This window comes from Rugamonas apoptosis (assembly GCF_014042355.1).
Classification (GTDB): Bacteria; Pseudomonadota; Gammaproteobacteria; order Burkholderiales; family Burkholderiaceae_D; genus Rugamonas; species Rugamonas apoptosis.
The window spans coordinates 187,137-203,077 of sequence record NZ_JACEZU010000007.1 but is presented as its reverse complement, the minus strand read 5'-3'; the positions used below and the strand labels follow the sequence as shown (position 1 = coordinate 203,077).

The following is a 15,941-nucleotide window of genomic DNA, read 5'->3' as shown; positions in this document are numbered from 1 at the left end:
ACCTGCATCTTATCCGACCCGGCCACCCGGCAGCGCAATTTTCGTGTGCGCCGCGCGCGCCGGTTGATGCGACGCGGGCGGGACAACCGCGGCCGTGCGCAGGTCGTGCTCACTGCGCCACGGCGAACGGTCCGCTGTGCACGGCCGACAGGATCGCTTCCACGGCCGGGTGCCTGATCTTGCGTTCGTTGGAGATGGCATAGAACTGCTCGCGCAATTCCGGCGCGTCGCCGGCCAGCACGGCGCCGAACTGTTCCTGGATGTCGTGCGCCAGCGCGGACGGCGCGAAGAACAGCCCCAGGCCGTTGCGGCCGAAAGTGTTGAGCATGGCGTTGTCCTCGAATTCGCCCACCACGTCCGGCCGCACGCCGTGCTGCACCAGCCAGGCGTCGATCCGGCCGCGCAGCGCGTTGTTACGGGTGGGCAGCAGCAGCGGGGCGCCATCGAGGCTGGCGGGGAAATTGCGCCGCACCTTGCGCACCAGGCGCGGCACGCCGAACAACTGCATGCCGCTTTCGCCCAGTAAATGGCTGAACACGCGCAAGCCGCCGCCGGGGCGCACGGCGCGGTCGGTCAGCACCACGTCCAGCTTGTTGAGCGCCAGGTCGGCCAGCAGCGATTCGAATTCATCTTCCAGGCACACCAGCTTCACTTGCTGGCCCATTTGCTGGGTCGCTTCCAGCAGGCGGAACGCGATCAGCTTGGGCAGCGAGTCGGAGATGCCCACCGTGAGCCGCATCTTGCCCGTGTCCGTCTCTTCCAGCGCATCCTGCAACTGGTCGCCCAGCAGGAAAATCTGGTCGCAATAACTGAGCGCCACGCGGCCCGCCTCGGTCGGCGCCAGGCGCCGGCCCTGCGGTTCCAGCAACTGCTTGCCCACGGATTGTTCCAGCAGCGCGAGCTGCATGCTGACCGTCTGCACGGCCAGTCCCAGCCGCTCGGCCGCCCGCGTCACGCTGCCTTCCTTGGCCACCATCCAGAAAAAATACAGGTGGCGGAAATTGAGTCCGGTTGTTTTCATGTTCTGGTTTTTCGAAGTAATACTTCGATTATCTTCTATTTTTTAATATCGCGTCCGGCCCTACACTGCATCCCATTCATGACAACAACGGGGTAAATCAATGAAACACTTCAAGGTGTCCATGTTCGTCACCTTCGTCTGCCTGGTGGCGGCCGGATGGTGGGGCTACGAACATACGGGATGGGCCGGCGCGCTGTCGGCCATCGGCATCGCCGCCATTCTGGGCGTGATGGAAGTCTCGCTCTCGTTCGACAACGCGGTGGTCAACGCCTCGGTGCTGAAGACCTGGGACGCGTACTGGCAAAAGCTGTTCCTGGGCCTGGGCATCGTGATCGCCGTATTCGGCATGCGCCTGTTGTTCCCGCTGGTGATCGTGGCCATGGCGGCCGACCTGGGGCTGATGGAAGTATGGCAGCTGGCGCTCAATGATCCGGCCGCCTATTCGACCCACCTGACCAACCACCACGCTGAAGTGGCGGCTTTCGGCGGCATCTTCCTGCTGCTGGTGTTCCTGAACTTCCTGCTGGACGAGGACAAGGAACTGCACTGGCTGGGCCATGTGGAGCAGAAGCTGGGCGCGCTGGGCAAGGTGTCGTCGATCTCGGTGATGGTGGCGCTGGGCGCGCTGCTGGGCAGCCTGGCGCTGGTGGCGCCGGAGCAGAAGCTGGTGGTGCTGGTGTCCGGCCTGTGGGGCGTGCTGACCTATGTGGGCGTGGACGCCGTCAGCAGCCTGCTGGAGAAGGAGGAAAACGGCAGCAACGTGGGCGACTTGATCAAGCGCGGCGGCATTGGCGGCTTCCTGTACCTGGAAGTGCTGGACGCTTCGTTCAGCTTCGACGGCGTGATCGGCGCGTTCGCCATCACGACCGACGTGGTGATCATCATGCTGGGCCTGGCCATCGGCGCCATGTTCGTGCGCTCGCTGACGGTGTTCCTGGTCAAGCAGGGCACGCTGGATGAATTCGTGTTCCTGGAACACGGCGCCCACTACGCCATCGGCATCCTGGCGCTGATCATGTTGGCCAGCATGAAGTTCCACATCCCCGAGGTGTTCACGGGCCTGGTCGGCGTGGCCTTCATCGCCGCCTCGCTGTGGTCCTCGATCCGCCACCGGCGCAAGCAGGAAGCGCTGGCGCTGGCGGCATAAGCAAAGTCTGACAACGCGGCGGGCGCCAGGCGCCGGCCCGCCGCGGGCAGGAGGAAGTTGTTTCAAAATGACCATGGCTAGGCGTGGCGCCGAAGACAGTGCGCTTGCACGGCAAGGCGCCACAACGACGCCATGGGCTTTTTGAAATGACTTCCTGGTACAGGCCAATCCGGCCAGGCGCCCGTTCTATCACACAGGAGTAACACATCATGGCAATCAGTCTGCAAAAAGGTGGCAACGTCAATCTGAGCAAGGAAGCTCCCGGTCTGTCGAAGATGGTGATCGGCCTCGGTTGGGACGTGCGCGCCACGGACGGCAACAGCTTCGACCTGGATGGCTCGGCCTTCCTGCTCAAGGTGGATGGCAAGGTACGTGGCGACGCCGACTTCGTCTTCTACAACAACCTGAAGTCGGTCGAGGGCGCGGTGGCCCACTCGGGCGACAATCGCACCGGCGCCGGCGACGGCGATGACGAGACGGTCACCATCAACCTGGCCGAAGTACCGGCCAACGTGGAGCGCATCGCCATCTGCGTCACCATCCACGAGGCGGACGCGCGGCGCCAGAACTTCGGCATGGTGCAGAAGGCTTTCGTGCGCTGCGTGAACGCCAGCGGCAATGCGGAGATCGCCCGCTTCGACCTGTCCGAGGATGGTTCGTCCGAGACGGCCATGGTGTTCGGCGAGGTGTACCGCAATGGCGCCGACTGGAAGTTCAAGGCCGTGGGCCAGGGCTTCAAGGGTGGCCTGGGGCCGCTGGCCTCGTCGTTCGGTGTGAATATCTAAACGGTATAAATAGTTTCAGGAAAGATCACTATGCCAGCATTTACTGTTACCGGGGACGTCGATCCGTTCCTGCACGTGTCGCTCGCGCACGGCGAAAAAATCTACTGCGAGTCGGATGCGATGGTGATGATGGAGGCGGCGCTGGACTTGCGCGGCAAGGTCACCGGCGGTATCGGCGCGGCGCTGATGCGGCGCTTCGCCAACGGTGAGTCGTTCTTCCAGCAGCACATCGAAGCCGTGCGCGGCGCGGGCGATTGCCTGCTGTCGCCCACGCTGCCGGGCGCCATGCAGGTGGTGGACGTGGGGCCGCGCCAGTACATGCTGAGCGACGGCGCCTTCGTGGCCGCCAGTGACGGCGTCGAGCTGCGGGTGCGGACCCAGAACCTGGGCAACGCGCTGTTCGCCCAGAGCGGCGGCTTCTTCGTCACGGAGACGGCCGGTTCCGGCCAGGTGGCGGTGTCGGGCTTCGGTTCCATCTCGCAGCTGGAGGTGGCGCCGGGGCGCGATGTGGTGATCGACAATTCGCACGTGGTGTGCTGGGACAGCGCGCTGCGCTACGACATGTCCATCACCACCGGCGGCAGCGGCGGCTTCCTGGGCAACCTGATCAACAGCCAGACCAGCGGCGAAGGCATGGTGTTGCGTTTTTCCGGCCAGGGCAAGGTGCTGGTGTGTTCGCGCAACCGGGAAGCCTTCCTGGCCTGGACCCAGCGCCGCCAGCAGTAAGCACCAGCAGTCAGCAGTCAGCAGTCTGCATTCAGCGCAATCTCAATCGAAAGGAAACAGCAATGTCAGTCAATCTGCAAAAAGGCCAGAAGATCTCGCTGGACAAGGAAGCGGGCGCCACCCTGGGCCAGGTCGTCATGGGCCTGGGCTGGGACGCGATCAAGAGCAAGGGCTTCTTCGGCTTCGGCGCGCGCAGCGAGCCGGTGGACCTGGACGCCTCGTGCGTCATGTTCGACGAGGCCAACCGGCCGCTGGACGTGATCTGGTTCCGCCAGTTGCGTAGCCGCGACGGCAGCATCGTCCACACGGGCGACAACCGCACCGGCGCCGGCGATGGCGACGATGAACAGATCAACGTCGATCTGCGCCAGGTGCCGGCCGGCGTGCGCAGCCTCGTATTCACCGTCAACAGCTTCACGGGACAGAACTTCTCGCAGGTGGAAAACGCCTACTGCCGCCTGCTGGACGCGGCCAGCGGCAAGGAAGTGGCCCGTTTCAACCTGTCGGTGCAGGGCGCGCATACGGCGCAGATCATGGCCAAGGTGTACCGCCACAACGGCGAATGGAAGATGCACGCGATCGGCGAAAACGCCAGCGGCCGCACCTTCGACGACCTGCTGCCGCTGATCCTGCCACACCTGTAGCCCATGGCTTGCCGCCGGCGTGGCGGCCACGATACGCGGGGCATTGCGGTTGGCGCCGCCCTGCGTATAATGTTTCCATGGAAAAACTAAGAGATTTCGCCCTGATCGTGTCGCAAGCCGAACGCGGCGAGCTGGTTTTTCCCACCAGCGTGAACGCGGCGCTGCAATTGCAGCTGGCGCTGGCCGATCCCGATTGCGCCACGGACGACGTGGTGCGCAAGGTGCTGGCCGAGCCGCAACTGGCCGCGCGCACGGTGGCGCTGGCCAATTCGGCCGTGTTCAACCGGCGCGGCCCGCTGGTGACGGGCGTGCGCACGGCGGTGCTGCGGGTGGGCTTCCGCAACCTGTACACGATGGCGGCGGCCATGGTGGTGCGCCAGTTCGGCAGCCGGATACGCGATCCGCAACTGCGCGCCATGGCCGGACAGCTGTGGCGCCACTCGGCCCATGTGGCGGCGCTGGCCCATGTGCTGGCGCGCCATGTGACGGGCGTCGACGCCGACACGGCGTTATTCGCCGGCGTGGTGCACGAGGCGGGCGGCTTTTACCTGTTGTCGCGCGCCGACGAGATGCCCGGCCTGCTGGATGACCCGGCCGAGTGGCTGGGCGCGGCGCAGGAAATCATCACACGCGAAATGATGCGCAAGCTGGCCATTCCCGAGCCGGTGGCCTTGTCCATCGTGGGGCTGCGCGGCGCCACGCTGTCGCCACCGCCGGCCGGCCTGCGCGATACCCTGCTGCTGGCCAGGCGCCTGGCGCCCGTTGCCTCGCCGCTGGCGCCGGCCATCGAGGCGGGGTATGCCGATGGCGCGCTGGAAGACTATGTGCGCGATAACGCGCAACTGGAGCACGTGCTGCGCCAGTCGGCGGCCGACGCCGAGTCGATGAGCGCGGCGCTGCTGGTCTGAGGCGCCGCCGCCGCTTCAACTGCCGTCAGTTCGCGCTGCTATAATGGGCAGGCCCGTCACCGCCCGTCCGCGTCATGTCCCACACCGTCCCCGCTCCCTTGTTCGTGCCCCGCAAGAAGCCGCGCAATCTCGCGCAGGGCGTGGTGGAGAGCGTTACCGCGTGCATCCGCAGCGGCGCCTGCAAGCCCGGCGACAAGCTGCCCGCAGAATCGGACATCATGGAGCGGCATGGCGTGAGCCGCACCGTGGTACGCGAGGCCATCTCGCACCTGCAGGCGGCGGGACTGGTGCAGACCCGGCATGGGGTAGGCACCTTCGTGCTGGCGCCGCAGCCGGCGCGGCTCAGCGTGGCGGCCGGCGCCGTGCATAGCGTCGATGACCTGCTGGCCGTGCTGGAACTGCGCATCAGCGTGGAGACGGAGGCGGCCTGGCTGGCCGCCACCCGCCGCAGCGCGCAGCAGGTGGCGCAGCTGGAGGCGGCGCTGCACCGCATCCTGAGCGGGGCCGCGCTGCCGGGCATATCGGTCGAGGCCGAGCAGCGCTTTCACCTGCTGGTGGCGGAGGCCACGGGCAACCGTTATTTCGTCGACCTGCTGGCCGACCTGGGGCAAGCCTTCATTCCCTGCGCCCTGATGGCGCCGGGCCGCGGCGCGCATGTGGCGCCGGGCGCGGCCGGCGATTGCCTGCAGCGCATCTACCGCGAACACGAAGACATCTACCACGCCATCGAACGCCAGGATCCGGAAGCGGCCCGCGCGGCCATGCGCACCAATCTGTGTAATTGCCGCGAACGGCTGCGCCGCGCGCAGGCCGTGGACAGCGCGCCCGTCCCGGCCTGAACGACGCCAGTTGCAGGCATCGCTACCGCCAGGGCGGTGGGCCATCAAACCCGGCGACCAGGCGGGCTGGCCGGCGCGGTCAGCGCGCGCCGTACAAATCCATGCCGAAGCGTTCCGTGCGCGGATGCCAGTTGCCCTGGATGTCGGCCGAGGCCAGCACCCGCACGGCGCGCCCGATCAGCAGCGCGCGCGGCACCATGCCGATGTAGCGCGAATCGGCGCTGTTATCACGGTTATCGCCCAACATCAGGTACTGGCCGGGTGGCACCGTGACGGGCGCGAAATTGCGCCGTGCGTTCACTTGCGGCAGCAGCTGGATGGTGTGCGCGGCGGCCGTGCCGGCGGCCATGGTTTCGCGCAGTTGTATGGTGCGCAATGAGCCGGCCGCGCCCACCGTCTCGCTGCCGTCGCCCAGCGTGGCGTAACTGGCCGGCTGGCCGTTGATGATCAACTGCTCGTCGCGCATTTCGACCCGGTCGCCGGGCAGCGCGATCAGGCGCTTGATCAGGCGCGTGCCGTCCTGGGGCGAACTGAAGGTGACGATGTCGCCCCGCTGCGGTTCGCCCGTGTGGCCCAGCACGATGTCCGTCAACGGCAGTTTGACGTTGTAGGCCAGGCGGTTCACCAGCACCACGTCGCCTTCCAGCAGATTGGGATGCATGGAGGAGGACGGGATGGGATTCCAGTCCGCTACAGCCGTGCGGAAGATGCCGAACAGCGTGAGGAACAGCAGGAAGCCTTTGTTGGCGCGGATCCAGCCTTGCATGATGTCTCCCGGTCGATGTGTGTCGAGTTGTCAGTATCGACAGGGTTTCTTAATCATGGCTTAGCGCTTCCGCCATGGGCACGGATGGGACGTGCGCGGGCGGTCATGGCGCTCGGGTTCAGGGGGCGGAGGGACGGCTCACCTGCAAGCTGACCCGATAATCGGGTGCCGCTTCCTTCATGTGCGGCACGCTGTCGGGCTCCACCCCGAGCAGGGTAAAGGTCAGTCCGTTCTGGCTCGCGGTCTTGCCGGCGCCGGGCATATCGGACGCCAGTACGAAGCTGGAACTGGCGCCGCCCTTGTTGAGGGTGAAGGTGTAGCTGATGTAGCCGGCCCAGACGCACACGGCGCCCACCCGGCAGCGGCTGTCGTTGACGCGTTCCAGGCGCAGCACGGCGCCCGGCGCCACGGTGGTGCTCTGGCCCTGGGTCAACGCGACGGTGAGCTTGGCGGGGATGGGCGGCGCCGGCGGCGCGCCATCGCTGGCGTGCGCGCCGCAGCCGGCCAGGGCCAGCAGCAGGACCAGACGGAACCACGGGTGCAGCCAAAGACGGCGCGACAACTTGCTGTTCATGCGTATCCTTTCGGTCAGGAATGCAACGAGACTAACAAAAGCTGCCCGATGGCGGCGCACGGACGGCGCCGCGAAAAAACGGCGGGACGGATATGGTACACGCATCGGCGTCGTACCAGAAAAAATGCCGCCCGGCGTGTACGCGGGGCGGCATCTTCTTGGGCACCAGGCCGGTGGGCCTCAGACGTAGGCGGCCAGCGCGCCTTTCATTTTCTTGAGCGCGGCCGATTCGATCTGGCGGATGCGCTCGGCCGACACGCCGAATTCGTCGGCCAGCGTGTGCAGCGTGGCGCCGGAACCGTCGTCGTTGGCCAGCCAGCGCGCTTCGACGATGCGGCGCGAGCGGGGATCGAGCTTGCCCAGCGCCGATTCCAGCCCTTCCGATTGCAGGCGCGTGACCTGTTCCGCTTCCAGCACCTTGGTCGGCTCGCTCTGCTCGGACGACAGGTAGGCGATGGGGGCGAACTTGTCGTCCTCGTCGTCGGTCGGCGATTCGAGCGCGATGTCGCGGCCGCTCAAGCGGGTTTCCATCTCGATCACTTCCTCGCGCTTGACGTCCAGCAGCTTGGCCAGGCCATCGATCTGGGAGGGCGTCATGGCGTCCAGCCCCTGCTTGTGGCTGCGCAGGTTGAAGAACAGCTTGCGCTGGGCCTTGGTGGTCGCCACCTTGACCAGGCGCCAGTTCTTGAGGATGTACTCATGCATCTCGGCCTTGATCCAGTGCATGGCATACGACACCAGGCGCACGCCCTGGTCGGGGTCGAAGCGCTTGACGGCTTTCATCAGGCCGATATTGCCTTCCTGGATCAGGTCGGCGTGCGGCAGGCCGTAGCCCAGGTAACCGCGCGCGATCGACACCACCAGGCGCAGGTGCGACAGCACCAGCTCCTGGGCGGCGGCCAGGTCGTTCTGTTCCTTGAGGCGACGGGCCAGCGAGACTTCGTCGTCATGCGACAGCATCGGCAGGCGGTTGACGGCCGAGATGTAGGCGTCCAGGTTGCCCAGGTTGCCAGTGAAGCCGAGGCCCAGAGCACGGTTGTTGGCTGGGACCAACGCGTTCGGTGCGGACATCATATTCATTTATTTCCTCGCTAGCTGATAGTGCCAAGTGTCAATGTGCCATGCAGCCGGGGCGTTCACATCGGATTTTACTGTTTGTTACCAGCCTGTCATCCGTCTGTTGCCCGCTGCGATCTTGCTTGGGGAACTGGCTATTCTCGCCGCAAAAAGTTGCTTATAAGAATTTCCAGCACCACGATGTTTCATATATTAGCACTCTCCGTCGTTGAGTGCCAATCGCCATCCATAATCGCTTTGATAGTAAAAAAGCTATCGATTTTCAGGCGACCTGGGGGGCTTGTATATCCAGTGCCGGCACCGGCCGGCGGCGGATGTGGGCGTCGCATACACAATGACAGTACGCCGCATCTGATGACGCGATCAGCATGCGGGGGTGAGCTTAAGCGGAACTTAATTGTAGGCGGGAGACAGGCGAAAAACCGTGCGCGAACGCACGGTTGGGGCATGACCAGCTGGATGAAGCGCAGTTGGCGCTGCCGGGGCGAGCTGACTCAGTTCAGGCGCGACAGGTGGCGTTGCACGGACAGCACGGCGCCGGCCAGGCCCAATCCGGCCGACACGGCCAGCAGCCCGGCCATGGCCAGCGGCGGCAGCGGCGTGAGCTGGAATTCGGACGCATACAGGCGGGCGAACTCGGCGATGGCCGTGTTGAGCGGGCGCAAGGCCAGCGCCACCGCGCCCAGCGCCACGGCGCCCGCGCACAGGCCCAACAGGGCGCCCGTGTAATAGAAGGGGCGGTGGATGAAGGTGTCGGTGGCGCCGATCAGCTTGGACACGACGATCTCGTCGCGCTGCGTCATCACCTGCAGGCGGATGGTGTTGAACACCACGGCCACCACCACCGTGCCCAGCGTGGCGGCCAGCAGCAGCAGGGCCAGCCGCAGCACGTTGATCAGCGCGGCCAGGCGCTTGACCCAGGCCGAATCGACCTGCACCGTGTCCACCCCGGGCAGGGCGCGGATCTGGTCGGCCAGCGCGTCCACGTCGCCGCCGGACTGGGCGTTGCGGAAGGCGTCCAGCTTGAGCACGTAGCTGTCGGGCAGGGGATTCTCGCCCAGCGTGCTGAGCACGTCCGTCAGGCCGCTCTTGGTTTTCAGGTTGTCGAGCGCCTTTTCGCGCGCCGTGAAGATGATCTTGGCTTGCTTGTCAGCCACCAGCTGGCGCAGGGTGGTCGCCATCGCTTCCGCGTCGGCGCGCGGCAGTTCCTGCCGGAGGAACACGCTGATTTCGGGATCGACCGACAATTGTTCGGACATGGGGCGCACGTTGTCGAGCAGGGTCACGCCCGCGAACGGCAGCGCCAGCGCGATGGCCACCACGATGATATTGAACAGGAAGCTGCCCGGCGCGCGGCGCAGGTGCACCAGCGCCGCCGCCAGCGCGAAGCCGTGTTGCCGTAACCAGTTGCTCATGCTTGCGCTCCCGCGTCTTGCTGGCCATCGATCTGGCCGTGGTGGAGGTGGATCACGCGGGCGGCCGCGTCCAGCATCTGTTCATCGTGGCTGGAAATGAGGCAGGTCACGCCGACGGAATGGAAGGCCTTGAGCGCATCCAGCACCTGGTTGGCGCTGGCGCGGTCCAGGTTGGCGGTGGGCTCGTCGGCCAGGATGATCTGGGGCCGGTTGACGATGGCGCGCGCGATCGACACGCGCTGCTGCTCGCCGCCCGACAGGGCCAGCGGCTGGGCCAGGGCACGGTCCAGCAAACCCACTTTGTCGAGTGCGGCGCGGGCGCGCTGCTCGGCGGCCGCGCGCGGCGCGCCCGTCACCAGCAGCGGCAGCATCACATTGTCGAGCACGGAGCGGTCGGTCAGTAATCGCTGTTGTTGGAAGATCAAGCCCAGGTTGCGGCGCAGGAACGGCAGGCCGGCCGGCTTGATGCGTCCCACGTCCTGGCCGTTGACCAGCACCCGTCCGCTGCTGGGGCGCTCCATGGCCGCGATCATCTTCAGCAGGGTGGACTTGCCGGCGCCCGAGGGGCCGGCCAGAAATACCAGTTCGCCTTTCTCTACCGTCAGCGACACGCCGCGCAGGGCGGTGGCGTCGGGGGAATATTGTTTGGTGACGTTCTGGAATTCAATCATCGGCATCATCCGAGCAGGGCTTCGACAAAATCGGCCGCCACGAAGGGCTGCAAGTCTTCAATCTTTTCACCGATGCCGATGAAGTACACGGGCACCGGACGCACGCGGGCGATGGCGGCCAGCACGCCGCCCTTGGCCGTGCCGTCCAGCTTGGTGATCACCAGGCCCGTCAGTTGCAGCGCGTCGTCGAAAGCCTTGACCTGGGCCAGCGCGTTCTGGCCCGTGTTGCCGTCGATCACCAGCAGCGTTTCGTGGGGCGCGCCTTCCATGCCCTTGCCGATCACGCGCTTGACCTTTTTCAGCTCTTCCATCAGGTGTAACTGGGTCGGCAGGCGGCCGGCCGTGTCCACCATCACCACGTCGATGCCGCGCGCCTTGCCCGATTGCACGGCGTCGAACGAGACGGCGGCCGGGTCGCCCGACGCTTGCGAGATCACCGTGACGTTGTTGCGCTGGCCCCAGACCATCAATTGCTCGCGGGCGGCGGCGCGGAAGGTGTCGCCGGCGGCCAGCAGCACGGACTGGCCGTGCGACTGCATGTGCTTGGCCAGCTTGCCGATGGTGGTGGTCTTGCCGGCGCCGTTGACGCCGGAAATCATCATCACCAGCGGCTGATGGCGGCCCAGCTCGAACGGGCGCTGCAGCGGCGTCAGCAGGTCGATCATCAGCGTGCGCAGGGCGGCCTTGACGGCGGCCGCGTCCAGCAGCTTGTCTTCCTTGACCTTGCGCTTGAGCGCGTCGAGCAGGTATTGGGTGGCATCGACGCCGGCGTCGGCCATCAGCAGGGCCGCCTCCAGCTCATCGTACAGGTCGTCGTCGATCTTGGCGCCGACGAACAGGATGGACAGGTTGGCCGAGGTTTTCGACAGGCCCGCCTTCAGGCGCGAGATCCAGGACTGGCGCGGCGCCGGCTCTTCCACGGCCAGCAGCGGCTCGGCGGCCGGCACCGGGGCGGAGATGGGCTGAGACCCGGGCTGTAACTCGGCGGCAGGCGGAGCGGCCACAGGTGGGACGGCGGCAGGTGGAGCGGTGGGAGTAGGGGCCGGCGCGGCGGCGGGCGGCGTTTCAGGAACGACGGGTTTTTTCTTGAAGAAACTAAACATGGGTGTGTGATTGAAGGCGCTTCAAGCGGATGGCCGGCGGCGCCGGACACTGGGAATGGCGATATTTTACCAGAGCGCGGGGCGGGACGGCCCGCCTGGGCTGTCTGAATGGCAAGATTGGGCGTCCGCCGCACGGGCCGCCGGCACGCTGGTCAGCCGGCGCGGGCGCTGTGGCGCGGGTGGCGCAAGCGCCATTCCGCGATGGCATGGCCGATGTCGGCCAGGTTAAGGACCCGCACGAACTTGGGATTGCGCCGGCGCAGCGCCGCGTTGTTGCCGCCGGCCCAGAGTTCAGTCGTCTCCGGCAGGCGCATATGCAGTTCGGCCAGGCTGTCGAGCGCCTGGCGCGGATTCATCGACGCCGAGAACGACAGCGCCACGATATCCCCCTGCAACACGCGGGCGGCCTCCACCACTTCCAGCAGCGGCGTCTGCACGCCCAGCGACACGCAATGGGCCCCTTCCACCACGCACATGGCCTCGGCCATGAGCAGGCCCAGGCTGTGGCGGTCCTGGGGCAGGGTGGTGAGGATGATGCGGGGCGCGCCGATGCTGGCCGCGTTCGCTTGCGGGACGGAAAAGATGGCGCTGCGCACCACCATTTTCAGCGTTTCCGTGTACAGGTGTTCCTCGAACACGGCCAACTTGCCGCTGGCCCAGGCTTCGCCCACCAGCCGGGTCAGCGGCGCCACCAGGTCGATCACGAAGCTTTTCAAGCCCATCACCAGCAGCGCCTGCGACAGGCGGCGGCGCAGCGCATCCATGTCGTGCGCCTTGCACAGGTCCAGCAATTGCTGATGCTCGGGGTGGGGGAGGGGCAGGTTGGGGCCGGGTTGTACGGCGCGCTCGGCCATGGCCTGCAATTCCTCGGCGCTGTAGCCGATCAATTTGCCGGGACGGAAGCCCAGGTCGATCAGGCGTTTAATCAGGCGCAGCTTGCGCACCTGTTCCACCGGATAGACGCGCTCGCCATGGGCGTCGCGCAGCGGTTGCGGGAAATCGTAGCGCCGCTCCCACACCCGCAAGGTTTCCTTGGCCACGCCGGTATCGCGCTCGACGTCGCTGATGGTGCTCGAAACAGGCAAAGTGAGGGCGTTAGTTTTCATCAGCTTGTGCGGCTACGGGAATCGGGTAGACGCTGGTTTTCGCACATGGTTTGGGTGCCGTAGGGATAGGCATTGGCTCGGTATGGTTGCACGCCGCCAGCCCTGACTTCTCCGCGACGCGACCTGCATTCTAACCTCGTTTCGGAGAACAAAGTGCCCACCTCCGCCCGTCACGCGGAGCCACTTATCCACAGTATAGAACCTTGTCCACGACACACTGTTGACATAAAGAACTAATGCGAAAAATACTGCAAATGCTCGCAATTTGCCATGGACAAAAAAGTTGGGGCGCGGGTGAAAAAAATCAAGAATGTTGTGACGAGGCATGGTTTACGGGCCTGCCGGGCCGGCCGCCTGGGTTGCGCCGGACGGTGTGCGGGGCGCGCCGGTGTGCCGGTGCGGGCACCGGGCGGGGACGCCGCGCGGCCTGTGGAGACGCTAATTGTTAAATGACGGGCAGCGCAGCCGCAATGCTGGCCCGGTTGGCGTTTTCATGAAGACATTTCATGTTGTCGGGCCGGTCATGGCCGGCGTCAGTGGCCGTGTGCGGCCTCGCGGCGGTTGAGGCCAGACGTTTACTGTCGTCTCTCGACAACAAGTAGCAATTGCTTACAAATTGCTGCTGCGTCGCAGCAGGGCGCCGCCGGGGCAGAATTTACTTCATTAATTGAGCACTCTCACTATAGGCAAAGTCGGTCCAGCCCCGTGTTTTTCTACGGAAACTGCCAAACATTCTCCGGGCTGGGCCGCATCTACATATTTGGTATAAGTGTGCCGAGCAAAGGTTCGGTATAAAATACAGCCAGAAATAGCAATGTAGCTATTTTTACTTAGTCCGACACTGGTGCATTTTTCAATTGCAGCAGGTATGTGCGGTCCGGCTTGCCGGGGTGCCGCAGTAAGTTCATCCGTGCGGATTTGACAAGTTAGTGGGCTGCCTCGGCAGGTTATATTGCGATGCGGTAAAATATTGCTGTTTTTGAAAAACCATCTTGGTGGCAGCGTGGGAATCGCCGCAGGCGATAACCAATATGAACGTTTTTACACTTGATGGATACTCAAAGCGTCAGTATAGTGCCGCCTCCGGTGCCACAAGCACTGCGATAAAGCCGGCACGATTAAATCGGCCGCAACTTAAATGTGAACGCGTCCGGCAACAAGGACAGCGACGTGGCAGCAGGGGAGATTGCCCTCACGCATAAACGACGCCCCAACCGGCGCCGATAAGCACCGTATTTAGGCGTAGCACTAGCTTTACCTTTTTACCCGCAACACAACTGAAGGAATCACGTAATGAAAAAATCTCTTATCTCCATCGCAATCCTGGGCGCAATGAGCAACGTTGCTTTCGCTCAGTCGAACGTTACGATCTACGGTACCGTTGATGCCGGCATCGTGAGCGAGCGTGGTGGTGCAGCTGGCACCGTGACCAAAGTTACCTCCGGCGTGGCTTCGGCTTCGCGTCTGGGCTTCAAGGGCACCGAAGATCTGGGCGGCGGTCTGAGCGCCGTGTTCGTCCTGGAATCGGGCATCAAGGCTGACACCGGCGCGTCCGACGTCGCTGGTTCGATCGCTAACCGTCAATCGTACGTTGGTCTGGTGTCGAAAGACGCCGGCACCGTGCTGCTGGGCCGTCAGTACACCCCGTACTACGAAACCCTGCGCGACGTGGCTGACCCGTTCGCCCTGGGCCTGGCTGGTACCGCCAAGAACCTGTTCGCGACCACCGACACCCTGACCCGCAACAGCAACGCCGTGACCTACCGTACCCCGTCGCTGAACGGCGTGCAGGCTGAACTGTCGTACAGCGCTGGCGAGCAAAACGGCAGCGCCAAGGCCCAGCGTCAGATCGGTGGTTCGATCGGTTACTCGAACGGCCCGCTGAACGCGAGCTTCGCTTACAACAGCCGTAACAACGACACGGCAGTGTCCGCTCCTATGGGCCACGACTCCCTGCTGGCCGTGAACTACGACTTCCAGGTTGCCAAGGCTTTCTTCGCCTACGGCCGTGACAAAGGTCAACTGACCCAGACCACCGCTGCTGTTGACAGCAACAACATCCTGGTTGGCGCCACCGTGCCAGTCGGTCCAGCAGGCAGCGTGATCGCTTCGTTCACCCGTAAGAACGACAAGCTGGCCGCTAACCAAGACGCTGACCAGTGGGCCATCGGCTACACCCACGCTCTGTCGAAGCGTACCAGCGCCTACGTCGCTTATGCCAAGATCAAGAACAAGAACGGCGCGTTCTACACCGTTGGCAACAACACCGAAGCCGGCACCGGCGACAAGGCGTTCAACGTTGGCGTGAAGCACAACTTCTAATTTCCGCTTAGTTCGGATTTAGATGACACATCGGCCGCGTTCGCGCGGCCGATGTGCGTTTACGGACGGCGATGCGCCATCCACCACCGCCGGCGTTCGCCAGGCGGTAGAATATTCCTTCAATATCATTCCTGTTTCCACCATGATGCCCACCCGTTCCGCCGGCCGCGCCGCGCTGGCCTGTCTGATCCTGCTGGCGTCCTGCGCCGCGCTGGCCGCGCCCAAGGTGGCGCGCCGTCCCGCCGCCGCTTTGCCCCGGTACGGCATGCTGGTGTTCTCCGACCTGTGCCTGCATCCCGGCAGCGGCGAATTCGGCGGCCAGCGCATCACGCTGCAGCGCTTCGCGGAAGTCGATACGGTGCTCTATGAGTACACGGCCGGCGGCTTGAGCTGGCCGGTGGTGGCCAGCGACGTCAATATCGACCCGCGCGGCCACCAGTTGGTGTTCACCGTCACCCCGCCGGGTGAGGACGAACGCGCCATCAGCGGCAAGCTGTCGGACGATGGCAATACGCTGCTGCTCGATGGCGCCTACTGCGATGATGGCTCGGTGCCCATGCGCCTGCCCAAGGTGGTCGATTTTGGCCGCAAGCCGGGCGCTTGCCGTGCTTGTCCAGCGTCGCATAAGCCGGCCGCCGCCGAGGGCGAGCCGGCACCGGCGCCGGAACATGGCGGCGAGGAAGCGCCCATGCTGAAAAACGAGGGCGGCAAGCCGCCGGCGCCCAAGCGCCAGGACGACAAGAGGGCGCCGCAGCGCCAGCCCGGCGTGGCCGAGCCGTTGCCCGCCACGCAGGCCTGAATGCAGGCTGAATAGAGGCCTGAGGCCTGAAGCAAGAC

Annotated in this window: 16 protein-coding genes; 8 read left to right on the top strand and 8 right to left on the bottom strand. The window is 64.9% G+C overall.

The window, feature by feature from the left end:
• Window positions 1-109 precede the first annotated feature (109 nt).
• Window positions 110-1,021, bottom strand: a complete 912-nt coding sequence (nhaR, locus tag H3H39_RS15470) for a transcriptional activator NhaR (protein WP_182154285.1) — start codon at window positions 1,019-1,021, stop codon at window positions 110-112.
• A 100-nt stretch (window positions 1,022-1,121) separates the two neighbouring features.
• On the opposite strand from nhaR, the gene H3H39_RS15465 reads away from it, so the two are divergent.
• The 6 genes from H3H39_RS15465 to H3H39_RS15440 all read left to right on the top strand — a co-directional run bounded on the left by H3H39_RS15465 (window position 1,122) and on the right by H3H39_RS15440 (window position 6,070).
• Entirely contained in the window at window positions 1,122-2,168 is a 1,047-nt protein-coding gene (locus H3H39_RS15465; RefSeq protein ID WP_182154284.1) for a DUF475 domain-containing protein, read from the top strand.
• A 209-nt stretch (window positions 2,169-2,377) separates the two neighbouring features.
• A complete protein-coding gene (locus H3H39_RS15460; RefSeq protein WP_182154283.1) occupies window positions 2,378-2,953 on the top strand; it encodes a TerD family protein in 576 nt (191 codons plus the stop codon).
• Window positions 2,954-2,983: 30 nt separating this feature from the next.
• Complete coding sequence (locus tag H3H39_RS15455) at window positions 2,984-3,679, top strand: TIGR00266 family protein (RefSeq protein ID WP_182154282.1); 696 nt, start codon at window positions 2,984-2,986, stop codon at window positions 3,677-3,679.
• A gap of 62 nt (window positions 3,680-3,741) precedes the next feature.
• Window positions 3,742-4,323 (top strand): TerD family protein, encoded by a 582-nt coding sequence (locus tag H3H39_RS15450; RefSeq protein ID WP_182154281.1) that lies wholly within the window; start codon window positions 3,742-3,744, stop codon window positions 4,321-4,323.
• 77 nt (window positions 4,324-4,400) lie between these two features.
• Window positions 4,401-5,231 carry an HDOD domain-containing protein gene (locus H3H39_RS15445; protein ID WP_182154280.1) on the top strand — a complete coding sequence of 277 codons (831 nt, stop codon included), beginning with the start codon at window positions 4,401-4,403 and terminating at the stop codon, window positions 5,229-5,231.
• A 74-nt stretch (window positions 5,232-5,305) separates the two neighbouring features.
• Window positions 5,306-6,070, top strand: coding sequence for a FadR/GntR family transcriptional regulator (locus H3H39_RS15440; protein WP_182154279.1), 765 nt, complete (start codon window positions 5,306-5,308; stop codon window positions 6,068-6,070).
• 79 nt (window positions 6,071-6,149) lie between these two features.
• Here the strand turns inward: H3H39_RS15440 and lepB are convergent, their stop codons facing one another.
• From lepB to H3H39_RS15405, 7 genes are all read right to left on the bottom strand, one after another.
• Entirely contained in the window at window positions 6,150-6,836 is a 687-nt protein-coding gene (gene lepB, locus H3H39_RS15435; RefSeq protein WP_182154278.1) for a signal peptidase I, read from the bottom strand.
• A 118-nt stretch (window positions 6,837-6,954) separates the two neighbouring features.
• On the bottom strand, window positions 6,955-7,410 hold the full coding sequence (locus tag H3H39_RS15430; protein ID WP_182154277.1) for a hypothetical protein: 456 nt from the start codon (window positions 7,408-7,410) through the stop codon (window positions 6,955-6,957).
• Between the two features lie 180 nt (window positions 7,411-7,590).
• Window positions 7,591-8,484, bottom strand: a complete 894-nt coding sequence (gene rpoH / locus H3H39_RS15425) for an RNA polymerase sigma factor RpoH (protein ID WP_182154454.1) — start codon at window positions 8,482-8,484, stop codon at window positions 7,591-7,593.
• Window positions 8,485-8,981: 497 nt separating this feature from the next.
• Window positions 8,982-9,902, bottom strand: a complete 921-nt coding sequence (gene ftsX / locus H3H39_RS15420; RefSeq protein WP_182154276.1) for a permease-like cell division protein FtsX — start codon at window positions 9,900-9,902, stop codon at window positions 8,982-8,984.
• Window positions 9,899-10,573: a cell division ATP-binding protein FtsE gene (locus H3H39_RS15415; RefSeq protein WP_182154275.1), complete on the bottom strand. Its 675-nt coding sequence runs from the start codon at window positions 10,571-10,573 to the stop codon at window positions 9,899-9,901. Before H3H39_RS15415 ends, ftsX begins: the two co-directional genes overlap by 4 nt.
• A 5-nt stretch (window positions 10,574-10,578) precedes the next feature.
• Entirely contained in the window at window positions 10,579-11,676 is a 1,098-nt protein-coding gene (gene ftsY, locus H3H39_RS15410) for a signal recognition particle-docking protein FtsY (protein WP_182154274.1), read from the bottom strand.
• 152 nt (window positions 11,677-11,828) lie between these two features.
• Window positions 11,829-12,782, bottom strand: coding sequence for a MerR family transcriptional regulator (locus H3H39_RS15405; protein WP_182154273.1), 954 nt, complete (start codon window positions 12,780-12,782; stop codon window positions 11,829-11,831).
• 1,293 nt (window positions 12,783-14,075) lie between these two features.
• On the opposite strand from H3H39_RS15405, the gene H3H39_RS15400 reads away from it, so the two are divergent.
• Both H3H39_RS15400 and H3H39_RS15395 read left to right on the top strand, forming a co-directional pair.
• Window positions 14,076-15,104, top strand: coding sequence for a porin (locus tag H3H39_RS15400; protein WP_182154272.1), 1,029 nt, complete (start codon window positions 14,076-14,078; stop codon window positions 15,102-15,104).
• A 142-nt stretch (window positions 15,105-15,246) separates the two neighbouring features.
• Window positions 15,247-15,903, top strand: coding sequence for a hypothetical protein (locus H3H39_RS15395; RefSeq protein WP_229218067.1), 657 nt, complete (start codon window positions 15,247-15,249; stop codon window positions 15,901-15,903).
• Window positions 15,904-15,941 lie beyond the last annotated feature (38 nt).

Bases quoted from the DNA above. Each gene is read 5' to 3' on its own strand.
- nhaR (WP_182154285.1), bottom strand. From the start codon at position 1,021: ATGAAAACAACCGGACTCAATTTCCGCCACCTGTATTTTTTCTGGATG.
- H3H39_RS15465 (WP_182154284.1), top strand. From the start codon at position 1,122: ATGAAACACTTCAAGGTGTCCATGTTCGTCACCTTCGTCTGCCTGGTG.
- H3H39_RS15460 (WP_182154283.1), top strand. From the start codon at position 2,378: ATGGCAATCAGTCTGCAAAAAGGTGGCAACGTCAATCTGAGCAAGGAA.
- H3H39_RS15455 (WP_182154282.1), top strand. From the start codon at position 2,984: ATGCCAGCATTTACTGTTACCGGGGACGTCGATCCGTTCCTGCACGTG.
- H3H39_RS15450 (WP_182154281.1), top strand. From the start codon at position 3,742: ATGTCAGTCAATCTGCAAAAAGGCCAGAAGATCTCGCTGGACAAGGAA.
- H3H39_RS15445 (WP_182154280.1), top strand. From the start codon at position 4,401: ATGGAAAAACTAAGAGATTTCGCCCTGATCGTGTCGCAAGCCGAACGC.
- H3H39_RS15440 (WP_182154279.1), top strand. From the start codon at position 5,306: ATGTCCCACACCGTCCCCGCTCCCTTGTTCGTGCCCCGCAAGAAGCCG.
- lepB (WP_182154278.1), bottom strand. From the start codon at position 6,836: ATGCAAGGCTGGATCCGCGCCAACAAAGGCTTCCTGCTGTTCCTCACG.
- H3H39_RS15430 (WP_182154277.1), bottom strand. From the start codon at position 7,410: ATGAACAGCAAGTTGTCGCGCCGTCTTTGGCTGCACCCGTGGTTCCGT.
- rpoH (WP_182154454.1), bottom strand. From the start codon at position 8,484: ATGATGTCCGCACCGAACGCGTTGGTCCCAGCCAACAACCGTGCTCTG.
- ftsX (WP_182154276.1), bottom strand. From the start codon at position 9,902: ATGAGCAACTGGTTACGGCAACACGGCTTCGCGCTGGCGGCGGCGCTG.
- H3H39_RS15415 (WP_182154275.1), bottom strand. From the start codon at position 10,573: ATGATTGAATTCCAGAACGTCACCAAACAATATTCCCCCGACGCCACC.
- ftsY (WP_182154274.1), bottom strand. From the start codon at position 11,676: ATGTTTAGTTTCTTCAAGAAAAAACCCGTCGTTCCTGAAACGCCGCCC.
- H3H39_RS15405 (WP_182154273.1), bottom strand. From the start codon at position 12,782: ATGAAAACTAACGCCCTCACTTTGCCTGTTTCGAGCACCATCAGCGAC.
- H3H39_RS15400 (WP_182154272.1), top strand. From the start codon at position 14,076: ATGAAAAAATCTCTTATCTCCATCGCAATCCTGGGCGCAATGAGCAAC.
- H3H39_RS15395 (WP_229218067.1), top strand. From the start codon at position 15,247: ATGATGCCCACCCGTTCCGCCGGCCGCGCCGCGCTGGCCTGTCTGATC.